Genomic DNA, 16,487 nt, shown 5'->3' with positions numbered 1-16,487 from the left:
AACGCAAAAACAATACGGGATGACCCAATGCAGACTCCAAATACTTGTTAGCTAACGACGTGCAGCGCCGGCGGCACGCTGGTTTTGAGCAGGTGGCCCACCATCGCCGCCAGGTCGGGGAATACCAGCGTGCCGGGCGGCAGGCCGCCGGTTTGCTGCGTCTTTTCGCCCTTGCCGGTCAGGACCAGATAGGGCACGCAGCCGGTGACATAGCCGGCCTGCAGGTCGCGCAGCGAGTCGCCCACCACCGGCACGCCCTTGAGGCTGACCTTGTAGCGCTGCGAGATCTCGTTGAACATGCCCGGTTTGGGCTTGCGGCAATCGCAGTTGTCGGCCGCCGCGTGGGGGCAGAAGAACACGGCGTCGATGTCGGCGCCGACCTGCTGCGCCAGATTGTGCATCTTGGCGTGGATCGCGTTCAAGGTCGTCATGTCGAAGAACTCGCGCGCGATGCCCGACTGGTTCGACGCGATCACCACGCGATAGCCGGCCTGGTTCAGGCGGGCGATCGCTTCGAGCGAGCCGGGGATCGGAATCCACTCGGCCGGCGACTTGATGAAATCGGGCGAATCATGGTTGATGACGCCGTCGCGATCGAGGATGATCAGTTTCAAGGACGGCGCACCCATTTAGGCCGCCAGTTTCGAAATGTCGGCCACGCGGTTCATCATGCCATGCAGCGATGACAGCAATGCCAGACGGTTGTTGCGCAGGGCGACGTCGTCGGCCATGACCATGACATCGTTGAAGAAGGCGTCGACTTCGTCGCGCAGCTGCGCCAGGGTCTTGAGCGCGTCGGCGAAATCGCCCCGGATGAAGGCGGCGTCGATGTCCGGCTGCACGCGGGTGACGGCGGCGGCCAGCTTTTTCTCGGCCTCGTCCTGCAGCAGCGCCGGGTCGACGGCGCTGGTGCCGGCGGCGCTCAGCGCTTCCTCGTTCTTCTTCAGGATGTTGGTGATGCGTTTGTTGGCGGCGGCCAGCGAGGCCGCTTCCGGCAGCGCGGCGAAGGCCTTGACCGCTTCCAGGCGCTGCACGATGTCGTCCAGGCGGTCCGGGTTCTGGGCCACCACCGCCTCGATCTCGTTCGGCGAGAAGCCGCGCTCGCGCAGGATGCCGCGCAGGCGGTCCAGCATGAAGGCGGTCACTTCGAGGACCGGGTCCTTGAAGCCGGCGATGCCGGTGAACTGCTGCGCGGCCGAATCGAGCAGGCCGCGGATCGACAGCATCAGGCGTTTTTCGATCAGCATGCGCAGCACGCCGAGCGCGTGGCGGCGCAGCGCGAACGGGTCTTTGTCGCCGGTCGGCTGCAGGCCGATCGACCAGATGCCGACCAGGGTTTCGAGCTTGTCGGCCAGCGCCACGGCGGTGCCGGTGACGGTCGACGGCAGCGCGTCGCCGGCGAAGCGCGGCTGGTAGTGCTCGGAGGCGGCCAGCGCCACGTCTTCCGGCTCGCCGTCGTTGCGCGCGTAATAGGTGCCCATGATGCCTTGCAGCTCGGGGAACTCGCCGACCATGTCGGTCAGCAGGTCGGCCTTGGACAGCTTGGCGGCGCGGGTGGCCAGCGCGGAGTCGCCGCCGACCTGGGTGGCGATGAAGCCGGCCAACGCGCTGACACGCTCGCTGCGCTCGGCCTGGGTGCCCAGCTTGTTGTGGTAGACGACGTTCTTGAGCAGCGGCAGGCGCGATTCCAAGGTCTTTTTCTTATCCTGCTCGAAGAAGAACTTGGCGTCCGACAGGCGCGGACGCACCACGCGCTCGTTGCCGCCGATGATGGCGTCCGGCGTGTCGGTGGCGATGTTGGAGACGATCAGGAAGCGCGAGCGCAGCTTGCCGTCGGCGTCCGTCAGCGCGAAGTACTTCTGGTTGGTCTGCATGGTCAGGATCAGGCATTCCTGCGGCACGGCCAGGAACTCTTCTTCGAACTTGCATTCGTAGACCACCGGCCATTCGACCAATGCCGTCACTTCATCGAGCAGCGATTCGGGCATCAAGACCTGGTCGGCGCCGGCCTTGGCCAGCAGGTCGGCGCGGATCTGTTCCTTGCGCTGTTCGACGCCGGCCAGCACCTTGCCCTTCGATTTCAGCGTTTCGGCGTAGCTGTCGGCGTCGGCGATGGTGACCGCGCGTTGGCCCGGCGCGGTCAGGAAGCGGTGGCCCTCGGTCACGTTCGACGCGGTCAGTCCCAGCAAGGTCAATGGCAGCACGGTCGAACCGTGCAGCGCGATCAGGCTGTGGGCCGGACGCACGAATTGCACGGTGGCGCCGTCCGGACGCTGGTAGCTCATCACCTTGGGGATCGGCAGCTTGGCGACCGATTCCTCCAGCGACGCCTGCAGGCCCGATTGCAGCGCGCTGCCGGCCGCCGTGTAGGTGTAAAAGAAGCTCTCGGCCTTGCCGTCCTGCGCGCGTTCCAGGTCGGCCACGGTCAGGTTGGGGAAGCCCAGCGCGGCCAGTTTCTTGGCCAGCGGCGGCGTGCCGTTGCCGGCCGCGTCCAGCGCCACCGACACCGGCAGCACTTTTTCGCGGATCGATTTGTCGGGCGAGGTGGCGCGCACCCTGGTGATGGAAACGGCCAGGCGGCGCGGCGAGGCGAACGAGGTGGCGACGCTGTCGGCTTCGAGGAAGTCGCGCGCCTTCAGGCCGTTGACGATGCCGGCGGCGAAGGCCGCGCCCAGTTTGGCGAGCGCCTTCGGCGGCAGTTCTTCGGTCAGCAGTTCGATGAGGAGGGTCTGGGTCATATTATTTATACAGTTTGTTCAGCGGCGGCGGCCAGGCCAGGGGCCATCGGGAAGCCCAGGCGCTCGCGCGACTCGTAGTAGGCCTGCGCCACGAGGCGCGACAGGGCGCGCACGCGGCCGATGTAGGCGGCGCGTTCGGTCACCGAGATGGCGCCGCGCGCGTCGAGCAGGTTGAAGCTGTGCGACGCCTTCATGATCTGCTCATAGGCCGGCAACGTCAGTTGCGCTTCGATCAGGCGCTTGGCTTCCGATTCGTGGTTGTTGAATTGGGCGAACAGCAGTTCGGCGTTCGAATGCTCGAAGTTGTAGGCCGATTGTTCGACTTCGTTTTGGTGGAACACGTCGCCATACTTCAGCGTCTTGGTTTCGCCGTTTTCTTCCCACGTGGTCCACACCAGGTCGTACATGTTTTCCACGCCCTGCAGGTACATCGCCAGGCGTTCGATGCCATAGGTGATCTCGCCCAGCACCGGCTTGCAATCGAGGCCGCCGACCTGCTGGAAGTAGGTGAACTGCGTCACCTCCATCCCGTTCAGCCACACTTCCCAGCCGAGGCCCCAGGCGCCCAGGGTCGGCGATTCCCAGTCGTCTTCGACGAAGCGCACGTCATTCTGTTTCAGGTCCAGGCCCAGCGCCTCGAGCGAACCGAGATACAGGTCAAGGATGTTTTCCGGCGCCGGCTTCATCACCACCTGGTACTGGTAGTAGTGCTGGCCGCGGTTCGGATTCTCGCCGTAGCGGCCGTCCTTGGGGCGGCGCGACGGCTGCACGTAGGCCGCGCGCCAAGGCTCCGGGCCGATCGCGCGCAGGAAGGTCCCGGTGTGGAAGGTGCCGGCGCCGACTTCCATGTCGTAGGGCTGGAGCAGGGCGCAGCCTTGCTTGTCCCAGTAGGTTTGCAAGGTCAGAATGATTTGTTGAAATGTCAGCATCTTGTGTGGTCGATGGCGCGCCTCGCGGGGCGGGGAACGCGCGGTTGCGGTTATGCTAAAGGGGCAATTTTAGCGGGTTTTGCCGGCAGCCTGTAGAGATTAAGCGGCTTTGGCCCGGTTTTTTGCGCGGCGCGCCCAAAACCAGGCGCCGCCCAATGCCAGCGCCGCCAGCAGCAGAAACAGCTTGTTACCCCAGATGATGAAGGGCGTGCTGCCCGCCATGCCCTGGACGTCGGCGGCCAGGGTGCCGAAGGTGTTGACCTTCAACTGGTGCCGGACGACGCCGTGGCCGTCGATGATGGCGGTGGCGCCGGTATTGGTCGCCCGCAGCATCGGCCGGCCCGTCTCCAGCGTGCGCATTTGCGAGATTTGCAAATGCTGCGGAATGGCGATGGTGTCGCCGAACCAGGCCAGATTCGAGACGTTGAGCAGCATCGTGGCCGGCTTCTGGCCCCGCGCCGGATGGTTCAACTGCGCGGCGATCTCCTCGCCGAACAAATCCTCGTAGCAGATGTTGGGCAGCACGCGCTGGTCCCTGATCGGGAAGGCCGGCTGGATGTCGGCGCCGCTGGTCTGGTCGCCGAGCGGGATCGACATCAGGTTGACGAACCAGCGGAAGCCGAGCGGAATGAACTCGCCGAACGGCACCAGATGGTGCTTGTCGTAGCGGTAGTAGGCGCTGCCCTGGCGCGGCGTCAGGCCGATCACGCTGTTGAAATAGGCGGTCTGGCTGTCGGCCATCGGGATGCCGAGTATCAGGTTGCTGTCGGTCCTGGTCAGGAACTGGGCGATGCCGGGCAGGTAGTCCGGCGGCAGCTGCTGCGGCAGCATGACGATGGCCGTCTCCGGCGTGGCGATCAGATCGGCCGGCGCGGCGGTGATGGCGTCGTGGTACAGCTTCATGGTCTCGATGACGCGGGCGCCGTCGAATTTTTCGCTTTGCGGGATGTTCCCTTGCAGCAGGCGCACCGAAATCGGCTTGCCTTCCGGGTAGGTCCATTGCAGGTAGGTCAGGCCGACGCCGGCGGCGCAGATGGCGACGACCAGCGCCGCCGCCTTGATGCGGGTGCGGTGCAGCAGCAGCAGCAGGGCGCCGGCGATGACGGCCGCCAGCCATCCGAGGCCGTAGACGCCGATCACCGGCGCGTAGCCGGCCAGCGGGCTGTGATTGTGGGCGTAGCCGGACGACATCCACGGGAAACCGGTGAACAGCCAGGCGCGCACCCATTCGAACAGCGCCCACATGGCCGGCAGCACCAGCAGGTTGGCGGCCGGCAGCGGCAGCGACCAGCGCTTGCGCAGCCAGGCCGCGCCGCCCATCGCCAGCGCCGTGTAAAAGCCCATGCCCCAGGCCAGCAGCAGCACGGCGGCGACGGCGATCGGCGCGGCCATGGCGCCGAAGTCGTGCAGCGACACGTACAGCCAGTGGGTGCCGGCGGCGGTCCAGCCGAAGCCGAAGGCCCAGCCGATCAGGCCCGCGCTTTTGACGTCGGCGCTGCGCAGCACCTGGTAGAACAGCGTCGCCAGGCCGAGGATCTCGAGCGGCCACCAGCCGAACGGCGCGAAGGCGAATACGCACAGCGCGCCGGCCAGCATGGTGATGATCATCCGACCTTTGGTGCTGCGTTGCGGCTTGGGCGGGTCGTTCGGATTGGCGCGGCGAAAGCGCATTATTGCGTGTCGCCGGTGTCGGGGGCGGCCGGCAGTTTTTCCACCAGCAGCACGTGGATTTGGCGGGCGTCGGCGCGCAGCACTTCAAAGCGCATGCCCTGGTAGTCGAAGATGTCGCCCTTGTGCGGCATGCGCGCCAGGTGCTTGGCGACCAGGCCGCCGATGGTGTCGACGTCCTCGTCCGGCAGCGACGTGTCGAGCTCCTCGTTGAACTGCGCGATCTCGGTCAGCGCCTTGATGCGCCAGCGCGGTCCGTGCACGCCTTCCTTGATCGAGAGGATGTTGTCCTCTTCCTCGTCGAAGTCGTACTCGTCCTCGATGTCGCCGACGATCTGCTCCAGCACGTCCTCGATGGTGATCAGGCCGGCCACGCCGCTGTACTCGTCGACCACGATCGCCATGTGGTTGTGGTTGGCGCGGAAGTCCCGCAGCAGCACGTTCAGGCGTTTGGACTCGGGGATGAAGATGGCCGGGCGCAGCATGTCGCGCACGTCGAAAGACTCTTCGGCGTAGTAGCGCAGCAGGTCCTTGGCCAGCAGGATGCCGATCACCTTGTCGCGCTCGCCCTCGATGGCGGGGAAGCGCGAGTGGGCCGTCGCCAGCACCTGCGGCATCCATTCCTCGATCGGCTTGGAGATGTCGATGACATCCATCTGCGAACGGGGAATCATGATGTCGCGGGCGGACAAGTCGGAGACCTGGAACACGCCTTCGATCATCGACAAGGCGTCGGCGTCGATCAGGTTGCGTTCGTGGGCGTCGTGCAGAACCTCAAGCAGTTCCGCGCGGTTCTCGGGCTCGGGGGAAATCAGTGCGGTCAGGCGTTCAAACAGTGACCGATGGGGTTTGGCGTCAGTCTTGACGCCACTAGAGTGCTCTTGCATAGTAGGCGTGAGCCATTGTTTTGAAGGGGTATAGGATACACCAAAAGCTCGCCGACGCTGGTTTTTGCCAAAAAAACAGCGCTGTCGAACGCGTGTTATATTTTGCAACTATGCCCAATTCGCCACTTTCCCCTGTTGCCCGAGAGCTGCTCGGGCGGCTCACCGCCGCGCCCGACCATCAGCGTTTCGTCGGTGCGCCGGTCGCCATCGCCGGCCTGACACCGCATGATTTCGGCAGGTTGTGGCCGGCGTTGGAGGCCGCCCGCACCCTCGAATCCCATCCCGCCGCGCGCGCCGTCGGCCGTGCCCTGATCGAGCAGGCCGCGGAATTGCGGCTGACCCCGCTTTTCGACGCCGAGAGCGCCCTGCCCGCGTTCCGGTCGGTGTCGCTGCCTGCGATCGCCGTCCAGTGCCTGGGCTGGCTCGACGGCGAGGCGCCGCCCGCCCTGGCGGCGGAATTGCGCCGGATCCTGGGCGAGCCAGCGGAATGGACACGTTCTATTCATCAAAGCTATGCCTTGGCGCGCTGGAGCGATGCCGCCACCCGTGCCGAGCTGGCCGCGCTGGTGGCCGGCAAATACCGTGACGCGACCTATCTGTTGGCCGAATTCGCCATGCTGGACCGGCTGAGCGACCAGGCCGTCCTGACCCTCGGCGGTTCGGACTGGGTCGGCATCTACTGGCCGGGCGCGGCCGGCGACCGGGAGGGGCCGGGCGATCCGGCGCTGGCGCTGGCAGCGGAGCCGGCCTATGTCGCCTTCGCGCGCGACGCGCTGCGGCGGGCCGTGCTGCGTCTGGGCCAGATTCACGCCGGCGCGGTGCCCTACGTCGCCGACGGCGCCTTCGCCCTCGACGACACGCCGGTGATCGCGCGCGCGGCGCGGGTGGCGGCGCTGCGTGACGAGCCGTGGTTCCCGGACATGATCGGCGCCCTGCTGCCGCAATCGTGCGTGGCGCCGACCGCCGCCAAGACCGCGCCGTCGCAGTCGCTGGCGATCGCGCTGGGTCACTCGGTCGAAGGCGTGCCAACGCCCGAGGCGGTGCGGGCGCTGCGCGACGCGCTGGGCGTGGTGCGGCATGCCGGGGTGCAAAAAAAGCTGGCGCGCAATCTGAAGCCGGCCGAACGGGCCCTCATGGAGCGGCCCGAGGTCGCCCTGCGCATGCTTGCCAGCCTCAAATCCGGCAAGCGCGAGCAAGCCATGCTGGCGTCCTGCCTGGAATCCGGATACTGGCTGGTAACATCGCTGGACATGGATGCATGGCGTGCGCTGGCGCGATCGGCGGCTGGCGCGCCGGTGGCGCAGGCGCTGGTGTGGACCCTGGGGGCGGGCGATGCCGGTTTCATGATCCAGTCCACGCCGCAGGGATTGCTGGCGAGCGATAGTGCCGGCCGCCCGCTGGCGCTGCCGGACGCGGGCCGGGTCAGTCTGTGGCACCCGCTGGCGGCGGACGAGCCGGAGCGGGCCGCCTGGCAAGCGCTGCTGGCCGCGCGCCGCCTGCGCCAGCCATTTCGCCAGGTGTACCGCGAGTTCTACCTGCCGCCCACCGATTTCAGCGGCCACGTGCTGGCGGTGCGGCGCCTGCTGGGGCTGGCGCGGCGCGAAGGCTGGCGGATCGGCTACGACGACCTGCTACGGGGTTTCGGCGCGTTGCGGGTCGGGTTCTCCGTCAACGGCAAGTTGTATCCCGGGGCCGACGGGTATTGCGTGTCGACCGGGTTGCGCTTCGAACGGCGCGACGGCATAGGCTGGCGGACATGTGCGCCGGACGGCATCGCGCCGGTGGTCTTTTCAGAGGCTTGCCGGGCGGTTGATTTGTTGGTGAGCACGGCGGGCATCGGGCTCGATGACGACGGCGATGGGGCGGTGCCGGACGAGCTGCGCATGCTGCACTTGCACAGGCTGTCGGAGGTCAAGCCGGGGCGCATGGCCGATCTGCGGCGAAGCGCCTTGCTGCAGATATTCGCCCCGCTGATCGCGGCCGGGCGGGTGGCGGTCGGGGAGCGCGACGTCCGGGTGGGCGACCACGCCGTCAGTTTGGCGACCGGGCGGGTGACGCGCGGCGGGGCGCCGGTGGCGTCACCGGCGCGCCCGGACGGTCCCCGGCTGGCGGCCTTGCCGTGGTTGCCATACGACGAGGTGTTGCTCGAGCGGATAGTCGATACGGTCGGCGTGTTGGCGGGCGGGGCTTGAGGCGCAGCGATCGCGCCGCTACTCGACGGCTTTCTCGGCGGCGTAAGGATCGGCGTAACCGAGCTCGGTCAGCAGCTCGGTCTCGATGCCTTCCATCTCGGCCGCTTCCTCGTCGTCCTCGTGGTCGTAGCCTTGCGCGTGCAGCACGCCGTGCACGATCAGGTGGGCGGTGTGTTCCTCGACCGTTTTCTTTTGCTCGGCCGCTTCCTTCTGCAGCACGTCGGTGCACAGGATGATGTCCGCTTGCGTCGGCGCGTCCTCGTCCAGCTGCTCGCCGTCGTTGTAGGCGAACGTCAGCACGTTGGTGGCGTAGTCCTTGCCCCGGTATTGCTTGTTGAGCTCGCGGCCTTCGGCGGCGTCGACGAAGCGGATGGTCAGTTCGGCCGGCGCGAACAGCGCCGCCTGTATCCACTTGCGGATGGCCGCGCGGGTGATCACTTCCTTCAGGCGGGGGTCGGGATACTGCACCGACAAGGTCAATTTATTTTTTACGGACATTTTTAAGGGCGGTGGCTTTGAGGAGGGGGGCGATCTCGGCTTCGTGGTTGTGCGCCGTCTCGTAGGCGTCGACGATGCGCGCCACCAGCGGGTGGCGCACCACGTCCTCGCTGTTGAAGTGGCTGAAGGCGATGCCGCGCACGTCCTTCAGCACCTGGACGGCGTCGACCAGGCCGCTTTTCTGGCTCTTGTGCAAGTCCACCTGCGTGACGTCGCCGGTGATGACGGCCTTGCTGCCGAACCCTATGCGCGTGAGGAACATCTTCATTTGCTCGACGGTGGTGTTTTGCGCCTCGTCGAGGATCACGAACGCGTGGTTCAACGTGCGCCCGCGCATGTAGGCCAGCGGCGCGATCTCGATGACTTGCTTCTCGAACATTTTCTGCGTGCGGTCGAAGCCCAGCAGGTCGTATAGCGCGTCGTACAGCGGGCGCAGGTATGGATCGACCTTTTGCGCCAGGTCGCCAGGCAGGAAGCCCAGGCGCTCGCCGGCCTCGACGGCCGGGCGGGTCAGGATGATGCGCTTGACGGCGTCGCGCTCGAGCGCGTCGACCGCGCAGGCCACGGCCAGATAGGTCTTGCCGGTGCCGGCCGGGCCGACGCCGAAGCTGATGTCGTGTTCGAGGATGTTGCGCAGGTAGCGGATCTGGTGCGGCGTGCGGCCGCGCAGGTCGGTGCGGCGCGTCTTCAGCACCGGGCTGTTGATGTCCGGCTCGACGAACGGCGCCTCGGCCACCGCGTGCGGCTTGGCGTCGCCGGCAGCGCCTGCGGCGGTGGCGGCGGCCGCCAGGCCGGCGCGTTGTTCCACCAGCGCCAGCTGCACTTCTTCAATGGGCACCACCTTGTTGGCGACGGCGTAGAACTGTTCCAGGATCTGCACCGCGCGTTCGGCATTGTGGCCGCTGACGATGAATTTCTCGCCGCGACGGAAAATGGTGACGTCCAGCGCCGCGGAAATCTGCCGCAGGTTTTCGTCGAGGGGACCGCACAAATGGGCCAGGCGCGAGTTGTCGAGCGGCTCTGGAACAAAGTAATGCGGCTGAACGGGTGTTTTGGTTTTCAATGGAATGCTTTTAAGAGATGAGGCGGGATGGGGCACGGTTGCGCACAGGCGCTAGTTTAGCGTAATTTGCCGATGCAAACCGCGTTCGAGCCGCATTTTGAAACGCTGCCGCGGACCGGGCCGGACCCCGCCGGCGCGGTCCCGGCGCGCAAGAATGTTGCCCTGGCCATGACACAGTTGCCGAGGGGCAGCAAGCGCGCTGCCATTCTGCATGAACTTGCTTCATGTAACAATTTCCTACAAGTTCTTGCGTGCGACACCCTCCGTCCCCATGTGATGAAATAGTATAGTTGCTAAGTTTTCTAGCCGGCGGTTGATGTCAAACAATCTTCACGCACCGTGCGCCCGCTGGAGCAGTCGCTTTAAGCATAGAATTCTCTTGCACGAAAGGCAATTGAGGCGAATCGGGTCGAGGATTAATTTTAGTCATTCTGTTAGCTGCTTATCCTGGCAAGCGGTTAATTGATAAATTCTAAGTTGTCCTTAAGTTCCGACCAGCACTATCACTTCACCCAACCAACGAGGAAAATCATGGCACACCACGCTCTTGCTTCCCAAGAAAGCTACAACCCGAACCATCTGCTCGACATCCTGCTGGGCAAGATGCAATTGAAAAACGACGCCGCGCTGTCGCGCCTGCTGGAAGTGGCGCCGCCGGTCATCAGCAAGATCCGTCACCACCGCTTGCCGGTCGGCGCGTCGCTGCTGATCCGCATGCACGAGGTGACCGGCATGAGCATCCGCGACCTGCGCGATTTGATGGGCGACCGCCGCACCAAATACCGCCTGTCCGATGCCCAGGGCCGTCCGAAGCCTGAAGAGCGTCCAGAAAAGGCCGAGGCCGGAAATTACGCGCGTCATTAATGCGCCCGCAGCTTCCGCACCTGCCGCGCCGTGGTTGACGCGACGTCGAGTCGACGTCGTTCATCCCGGCCGGCAGGTGACGCTTTCTTGTCGTTCGTGCGTTTCATGACGGCTCGGCAGTCCGTCGGCGTCATCCGTTAGCTCAGCAGCACCATCGAAATTTCTTCATATTGCAGCTCGGTTTCCCGGAACAGTTGCAGATAGACTTCCTCATCGAGGCCCAGCGCGGTCCACGCCACGGTGGACACGGGCGGCACCAGATCGTCGCTCACCTGCGCCAGATCGAGCGCGTGCACGATGGCGTCGGCCACATGAATGATGGCCGCCAAGAAGCCCGCGCCCGGCGCTTCCGGATCGTGGTGGCCGCCGATGGCCAGCCGCATCGTGTCGGAAAAATTCCAGTGCTCCGCCAGCGCCATGCCGGCGTCGACATGATCGACGCCCAGCACCTTGCGTTCGGCCTCCAGCAAATAACAGTCGTGCTCCTCGCGGTAGGCCAGGGTGATCGAATATTGGTTGGGGAAGCACGACACCAGCACCAGCCTGCCTATATCGTGCAGCAACCCGGCCGTGAAGGCGTAATCCTGATTGAAACGCATTTGCCGCGCCAGCACCTTGGCGCAGGCGGCGGTGGCGATCGAGTGGCGCCAGAACGCCTTGTGGTCGAAGCCGGGGCAATGCCCCTCGGCGAAGCAGCCGGTGACGGCCGCCGCCGTGATCAGGTTGCGGGTGGTCTGGAACCCCAGGTAGGTGATCGCCTGCTGGATCGTGGTGACCTTCACCTGCAGTCCGTACAGCGACGAATTGGCCAGCCGCAGCGTCTTGGCCGTCAGCGCCTGGTCGTACGACACCTTCTTGGCCAGCACGGAGATGTCGACATCGTCCTGGTCTATGCTGTTGAGCAATTCCATCACCACCGCCGGCAGCGACGGCAAATCGTCGAGGTTGCGCACCACGTCGTCGTAGCTGAGGGTGTTACTCATGTCCGGGGTGCTCCGTGGCTTGCTCCGGGTCGGGTTTGCCCAGCCGGAAATCGGTGACGAAACGGCGCAGCAGCGCCGTGGCCCAGTCGTGGTCGCTGTCGGCATCGTTCTTGCGGAACAGCTGGTCGATGCGCGCCTGGTGGCGCGTCAACGCGGCCTGCGCCACTTCCGGCGCCACCTCGTCGCGCACGATCGGCAGCACGGCGATGCCGTGGCGCGGCATCAGCGCCAGCATCGCCTCGGTCAGCACCGTGCCCTGCGGTAGCAGCACGTGGCCCTGGACGTCGAGCAGCACGTCGGACAGGACCATGCCCGGCCGCACCTCGGCCGTCGCCAGTTGATGATAATTGCCCGTCATGGTGCCTCCGCTAATGTCGGGTTGTCCGCCGCGTGTCGGCGGCCCACCTGTTGCACGATATTACCATTGCGCGCGGGCGAAGTCTGCCGGCTGCCTGCCCGCGATCGCCCCAAATTCTTGCCAAGACGCAGCCCATACCGTACATTGGGATGTTGCCGTCAAATACGTGGTCGGGGGAGGGTGTTCGATGTCTGGTATTCAAGGCCGTTTGACGCTGCTGTTCGTGGTCATCGTGACCCTGGTGTTGGGCATTTCCGGCACCTACGCGCAATATAGCCTCGGGCACGAACTCGAAGTGAGCAGCCAGCGCCTGCGCCAGGGCGTGCTGACGCGGCTGCAAACCAGCCTGCCGTCGGCGTTGTGGGACCTGGACAAGGCCAAGGTCGACAACATCGTCGCGGCCGAGATGATGCCGCCCGAACTGGTGTCGATCCGCGTCTACGACACCTCGGTCGGCCTGTTTTCCGGCCGCCTGCGCCACGAGGACGGCAAGATCAGCGCCATCGACAACGACGCCGCCGTCGCCGGCACGCCGGTGGTGGCCGACCTGGCCTACCGCGACTCCGGCGCCGCCGGCGCCGCGCTCAAGCCGGTCATCGTCGGCCGCGTGGTGGTCAACTTCAGCCGCGCCCAGATCGACGCCACCTTGGCCGCCGAGGTGCGCCGCAAGGTGATCGAAGTGTTGCTGCTCGACCTGATCCTGGTGGCCGCGCTGGCGCTGTCGCTGCGCATCGTGTTCGACCCGCTCAAGCGCCTGCGCGACGGCCTGTTCGACCTGGCCACGCGCGGCAGCGACGAGGTCGAGGAATTGCCCGACAGCCGGCGCGACGAGCTCGGCGAGGTGATCCGCGGCTTCAACGCCATCCAGCGCAAGGTCAAATCGAACATCCAGCGCATCCGCGAGGCCGAGGACGAGGCCCGCAAGTCGGCCCAGGCCACCGCGCGCGCCATGGCCGACCTGCGCCGCACGCAGGAATCGCTGCTGCAGGCCGAGCGGCTGGCCTCGCTGGGCGGGCTGGTGGCCGGCGTCGCCCACGAGATCAACACGCCGGTCGGCATCGCGCTGACCAGCGCCTCGGTGCTGATGGAGGCGACCGAGAAGGTGCAGCTGGCCGTCGAGGGCGGCAACATCAAGAAATCCGACATCATGCGCTACCTGGACACGGCGGCCGAAAGCACGCGCCTGATCATGAACAACGCCTACCGCGCCGCCCACCTGATCCACAGTTTCAAGCAGATCGCCGTCGACCAGGTCAGCGAGGCGCGCCGCCGCTTCGAATTGCGCGATTATATAAACGAAGTGGTCTCCAGCCTGCAGCCCAAGCTGAAGAAAACGCATATCGCGGTCGGCATCGATTGCCCGCCCGACATCATGCTCGACAGCTACCCGGGCGCGCTGGCGCAGGTGATCACCAATTTGACGCTCAACTGCGTCGACCACGCGTTCGAACCGGACGACGAGGGCCGCATCACCATCGGCGTGGTGCGCCAGGACGACTGGATCGAGATGCGGGTGAGCGACAACGGCAAGGGCATTCCGCCGGAAATGCTGGACAAGGTGTTCGATCCGTTCGTGACCACGCGGCGCGGGCAGGGCGGCACCGGGCTCGGGCTGAACATCGTGTTCAACCTGATGGCCAAACAATTCGGCGGCACGGTCACGGTCGCCAGCGTGCTGGGCCACGGCGCCAGTTTCACGCTGCGCATGCCGTGCGTGACGCCGGTCGACGACACCAGCGGGCAGGCGGAAAGCCGCCTGCCCGCTTAACAGGAGGCAGCGATGAACAGGATCACAGGGGAATTTAGCGTCAAGATGCAGCCGGAATCGACCTCGGCGGTGGCGGCCGACACCGGCGTCGGCCGCATGTCGCTCGACAAGCAATACCATGGCGCGCTGGCCGCCACCGGCAAGGGCGAGATGCTGGCCTATATGGACAGCGCGCTGGGCTCGGGCGTGTACGTGGCGATCGAGCGGGTCGAGGGCACGCTCGACGGCAAGCGCGGCGACTTCCTGCTGCACCACCGCGGCATCATGGAGCGCGGCGCGCCCAGCCTGGCGGTGGCGGTGGTGCCCGATTCCGGCCGCGACCAGCTCGCAGGGCTCAGCGGCACCCTGAACATCCGCATCGAAGGCGGCAAGCACTACTACGATTTCGACTACACACTGGCGGACGCCGCCTGACGCGCAAGCGCATACCGCCTCGACCGGGGGGCTGCATGAATAAAGACGCCATCAAGGGTTTGCTGATCGTGGTGGCCATCGCCTTGGCGCTGGCGCTGGGCGCGGTGATGCTCACCGACGACGGCTGGCGCAAGCTGGGCTGCGTGTTCCGCGCCATCGCCCAGGGCGTCGCCATCAGCAACATACGATCGCTGTGCTACTAGCGAGCAAAATGTAGCGGCCAAAAAAAAATCCCGCACCGGGCGGGATGTTTGTCGTGCCGCACAGCGGCGAGGTTAGTTCTCGAACTTGTCCGACGATGGACGGCGGCGCGAGGAGAAACCCAGCAGCGCCAAACCCAGCGCCATCATGGCGAAGGTTTGCGGCTCCGGCACCGGCGAGGCGGCGGCGTCGACCTGCTGCGCCGGATTGGCTTTCGGCAGCGTGGCCAGATCGATATTGTCATCGTCCTTGGCGGCGGAATCGTCGGCGGTCAGGCAAGAGGAGGCCGCGTTCGGCACGCATTTTTCAGCGTCAATTGTTGCAGGTGCGATAGGCGCTGCCGGCTTGGCGTCGACCTTGGCGTGCGCCGCGCCGGTCAGGCTCAGCGCAAACAGCAGGGAGGTTATAAGCGGTGTTATTTTCATAATTTATTCCTATGGCAATACTGCGGGTCCGGGTCTTAACAGCAATTTAATGCAGACACCTTAGACTTGCGGCCGCAATGCGTTGAACGTTTATTGCACAAAGACTATTAAACCACAATTCATAACATATTGCTATCTGTGTTTATATCAAGGAAATTTAATATTGCGCCGCAACAACAGCATAACATATGGCGGGCGTAACGTTTTTTCTAGCGAACACGGACGTGAGGAGCGGAATGATATCCACTAATAAAAAAGTCTGGCGGACAATTGGTTTTGCGGCAACATTCACCGTCGGCCTGGCCTTGGCGGGTTGCGCCGGCGGCCAGCGGCGGGAGGCGGCACCGGTGCCCGGGGAGGGCGCCCCTGCCGGCCCCAACCCGCAAGTGTTGTTGCTGGGCGAGGTGCACGACAACGCCCAGGGGCACCGGCTGCGCTACGAGTCGCTGCGCCAGCGGGTGGAGGGCGGCTGGCGGCCGGCCATCGTCATGGAACAGTTCGATCGCGAAGACCAGGATTTGCTCGCCAAGGCGCAACAGGGCTGCCTCGACGCGCAATGCGTGATCCGCGTGGTCAACGGCGCCCGCTGGGACTGGCAACTGTACTACCCGGTGATCCAGCTGGCGCTGACCTATCACCTGCCGCTGGTGGCCGGCAACCTGTCGCGCGCCGACGCCTCGCGCGTGGTGCGCGACGGCGTCACCGCCACGTTCGACGCGCAAAGCATCAAGGACTACCGCCTGGACCAGCCGCTGCCGGCCGACGTGCGCGCCGCCCAGCAACGGGAAATCGCCGTCGGCCACTGCGACATGATGCCGGAGATGATGATCGGGGGCATGGTCAACGCCCAGGTCGCGCGCGACATCTGGATGGCCAAGATCGTGCGCGAGCAGCGCCCGCGCGACGTGGTGCTGATCGCCGGCAACGGCCACGTGCGCAAGGACATCGGTGTCGCGCGCTGGCTCAATCAGATTGAGCCTATACTGGCGGTGCGCAGCGAGGGTTTCGTCGAAGGCGGCGACGCCGGCGCCAGCCTGTACGACGTGGCGCACAAGCTCAAGACGCAGCAGCGCACCGATCCATGTGCCAAGTTCAAGACCAAATAAATGAAAACTGTTTACACCGCCGAGGCGCCGCAGCGCGCCGAGATCGACGCCATGCCCGGCGCCACCGTGCTCGAGTTCGGCGCCAACTGGTGCGGCCACTGCATGGCGGCCCAGCCGCCGCTGCAGCAGGCGATGGCCGGCCATGACGCCGTCAACCACTACAAGGTCGAGGACGGCCCGGGCCGTCCGCTGGGCCGTTCCTACAAGGTCAAGCTGTGGCCGACCCTGATCTTCCTGCGCGACGGCCGCGAAGTGGCGCGCGTGGTGCGGCCGCTCAAGGCCGACGAGATCGCCGCCGGACTGTCGCAAATCGATCACTGACCCGGCCCCGCAGGCAATCATATCTGCTTGGCAAGCTGCGGACCGGGTGTGTATGATGAGGCGCACCACCCA

The 16,487-nt window shown here is 65.5% G+C and carries 17 protein-coding genes; 7 read left to right on the top strand and 10 right to left on the bottom strand.

All coding sequences use genetic code 11. The features are described 5' to 3' along the window. Positions 1 to 47: 47 nt before the first annotated feature. The 5 genes from gmhB to BMX85_RS21690 form a co-directional block, all read right to left on the bottom strand. On the bottom strand, positions 48 to 629 hold the full coding sequence (gene gmhB, locus BMX85_RS21710) for a D-glycero-beta-D-manno-heptose 1,7-bisphosphate 7-phosphatase (RefSeq protein ID WP_229210609.1): 582 nt from the start codon (positions 627 to 629) through the stop codon (positions 48 to 50). Further along, positions 630 to 2,738 carry a glycine--tRNA ligase subunit beta gene (gene glyS / locus BMX85_RS21705; protein WP_090323587.1) on the bottom strand — a complete coding sequence of 703 codons (2,109 nt, stop codon included), beginning with the start codon at positions 2,736 to 2,738 and terminating at the stop codon, positions 630 to 632. It abuts the gene before it with no gap. A 5-nt stretch (positions 2,739 to 2,743) separates the two neighbouring features. Further along, positions 2,744 to 3,667 (bottom strand): glycine--tRNA ligase subunit alpha, encoded by a 924-nt coding sequence (gene glyQ, locus BMX85_RS21700; protein ID WP_090323584.1) that lies wholly within the window; start codon positions 3,665 to 3,667, stop codon positions 2,744 to 2,746. Between the two features lie 99 nt (positions 3,668 to 3,766). Beyond that, the gene (gene lnt / locus BMX85_RS21695; RefSeq protein ID WP_090323581.1) at positions 3,767 to 5,338 is read right to left on the bottom strand and encodes an apolipoprotein N-acyltransferase; all 1,572 of its coding nucleotides are present in this window, start codon (positions 5,336 to 5,338) and stop codon (positions 3,767 to 3,769) included. After that, positions 5,338 to 6,222 carry a CorC family transporter gene (locus BMX85_RS21690; RefSeq protein ID WP_090323577.1) on the bottom strand — a complete coding sequence of 295 codons (885 nt, stop codon included), beginning with the start codon at positions 6,220 to 6,222 and terminating at the stop codon, positions 5,338 to 5,340. The genes lnt and BMX85_RS21690 overlap by 1 nt, the downstream gene beginning before the upstream one ends. Positions 6,223 to 6,605: 383 nt before the next feature. On the opposite strand from BMX85_RS21690, the gene BMX85_RS21685 reads away from it, so the two are divergent. Then, positions 6,606 to 8,414, top strand: a complete 1,809-nt coding sequence (locus tag BMX85_RS21685; RefSeq protein WP_218147390.1) for a DUF4132 domain-containing protein — start codon at positions 6,606 to 6,608, stop codon at positions 8,412 to 8,414. Between the two features lie 18 nt (positions 8,415 to 8,432). Here BMX85_RS21685 and ybeY read toward each other — a convergent pair whose 3' ends face one another. Both ybeY and BMX85_RS21675 read right to left on the bottom strand, forming a co-directional pair. Beyond that, a complete protein-coding gene (ybeY, locus tag BMX85_RS21680) occupies positions 8,433 to 8,912 on the bottom strand; it encodes an rRNA maturation RNase YbeY (protein WP_090323572.1) in 480 nt (159 codons plus the stop codon). After that, entirely contained in the window at positions 8,896 to 9,975 is a 1,080-nt protein-coding gene (locus BMX85_RS21675) for a PhoH family protein (RefSeq protein WP_090323569.1), read from the bottom strand. The genes ybeY and BMX85_RS21675 overlap by 17 nt, the downstream gene beginning before the upstream one ends. Before the next feature lie 531 nt (positions 9,976 to 10,506). On the opposite strand from BMX85_RS21675, the gene BMX85_RS21670 reads away from it, so the two are divergent. After that, positions 10,507 to 10,839: a hypothetical protein gene (locus BMX85_RS21670; RefSeq protein ID WP_090323567.1), complete on the top strand. Its 333-nt coding sequence runs from the start codon at positions 10,507 to 10,509 to the stop codon at positions 10,837 to 10,839. Between the two features lie 137 nt (positions 10,840 to 10,976). Here BMX85_RS21670 and BMX85_RS21665 read toward each other — a convergent pair whose 3' ends face one another. Both BMX85_RS21665 and BMX85_RS21660 read right to left on the bottom strand, forming a co-directional pair. Next, complete coding sequence (locus tag BMX85_RS21665; protein WP_090323565.1) at positions 10,977 to 11,822, bottom strand: HDOD domain-containing protein; 846 nt, start codon at positions 11,820 to 11,822, stop codon at positions 10,977 to 10,979. After that, on the bottom strand, positions 11,815 to 12,180 hold the full coding sequence (locus tag BMX85_RS21660) for a hypothetical protein (RefSeq protein ID WP_090323563.1): 366 nt from the start codon (positions 12,178 to 12,180) through the stop codon (positions 11,815 to 11,817). Before BMX85_RS21660 ends, BMX85_RS21665 begins: the two co-directional genes overlap by 8 nt. A 187-nt stretch (positions 12,181 to 12,367) precedes the next feature. On the opposite strand from BMX85_RS21660, the gene BMX85_RS21655 reads away from it, so the two are divergent. Genes BMX85_RS21655 through BMX85_RS30565 form a run of 3 tightly spaced genes read left to right on the top strand, consistent with a single transcriptional unit; the run spans position 12,368 to position 14,565 of the window. Further along, on the top strand, positions 12,368 to 13,948 hold the full coding sequence (locus BMX85_RS21655) for a sensor histidine kinase (RefSeq protein ID WP_090323560.1): 1,581 nt from the start codon (positions 12,368 to 12,370) through the stop codon (positions 13,946 to 13,948). 12 nt (positions 13,949 to 13,960) lie between these two features. Then, positions 13,961 to 14,362 (top strand): DUF3224 domain-containing protein, encoded by a 402-nt coding sequence (locus tag BMX85_RS21650; RefSeq protein WP_090323558.1) that lies wholly within the window; start codon positions 13,961 to 13,963, stop codon positions 14,360 to 14,362. A gap of 35 nt (positions 14,363 to 14,397) precedes the next feature. Further along, entirely contained in the window at positions 14,398 to 14,565 is a 168-nt protein-coding gene (locus tag BMX85_RS30565; protein WP_177196844.1) for a hypothetical protein, read from the top strand. A gap of 72 nt (positions 14,566 to 14,637) precedes the next feature. Here the strand turns inward: BMX85_RS30565 and BMX85_RS21645 are convergent, their stop codons facing one another. Continuing rightward, entirely contained in the window at positions 14,638 to 14,988 is a 351-nt protein-coding gene (locus BMX85_RS21645) for a PEP-CTERM sorting domain-containing protein (protein WP_090323555.1), read from the bottom strand. A gap of 236 nt (positions 14,989 to 15,224) precedes the next feature. Between BMX85_RS21645 and BMX85_RS21640 the strand changes: the two genes are divergently transcribed. Both BMX85_RS21640 and BMX85_RS21635 read left to right on the top strand, forming a co-directional pair. Then, positions 15,225 to 16,094, top strand: coding sequence for a ChaN family lipoprotein (locus BMX85_RS21640; RefSeq protein WP_090323553.1), 870 nt, complete (start codon positions 15,225 to 15,227; stop codon positions 16,092 to 16,094). Continuing rightward, the gene (locus BMX85_RS21635) at positions 16,095 to 16,415 is read left to right on the top strand and encodes a thioredoxin family protein (protein ID WP_090323550.1); all 321 of its coding nucleotides are present in this window, start codon (positions 16,095 to 16,097) and stop codon (positions 16,413 to 16,415) included. It abuts the gene before it with no gap. The last annotated feature ends 72 nt before the right edge of the window (positions 16,416 to 16,487 follow it).

It is taken from the genome of Duganella sp. CF517 (assembly GCF_900110275.1).
In the GTDB taxonomy this organism is placed as follows: domain Bacteria; phylum Pseudomonadota; class Gammaproteobacteria; order Burkholderiales; family Burkholderiaceae_D; genus Rugamonas.
This window is presented reverse-complemented; position numbering and strand designations above follow the sequence as displayed.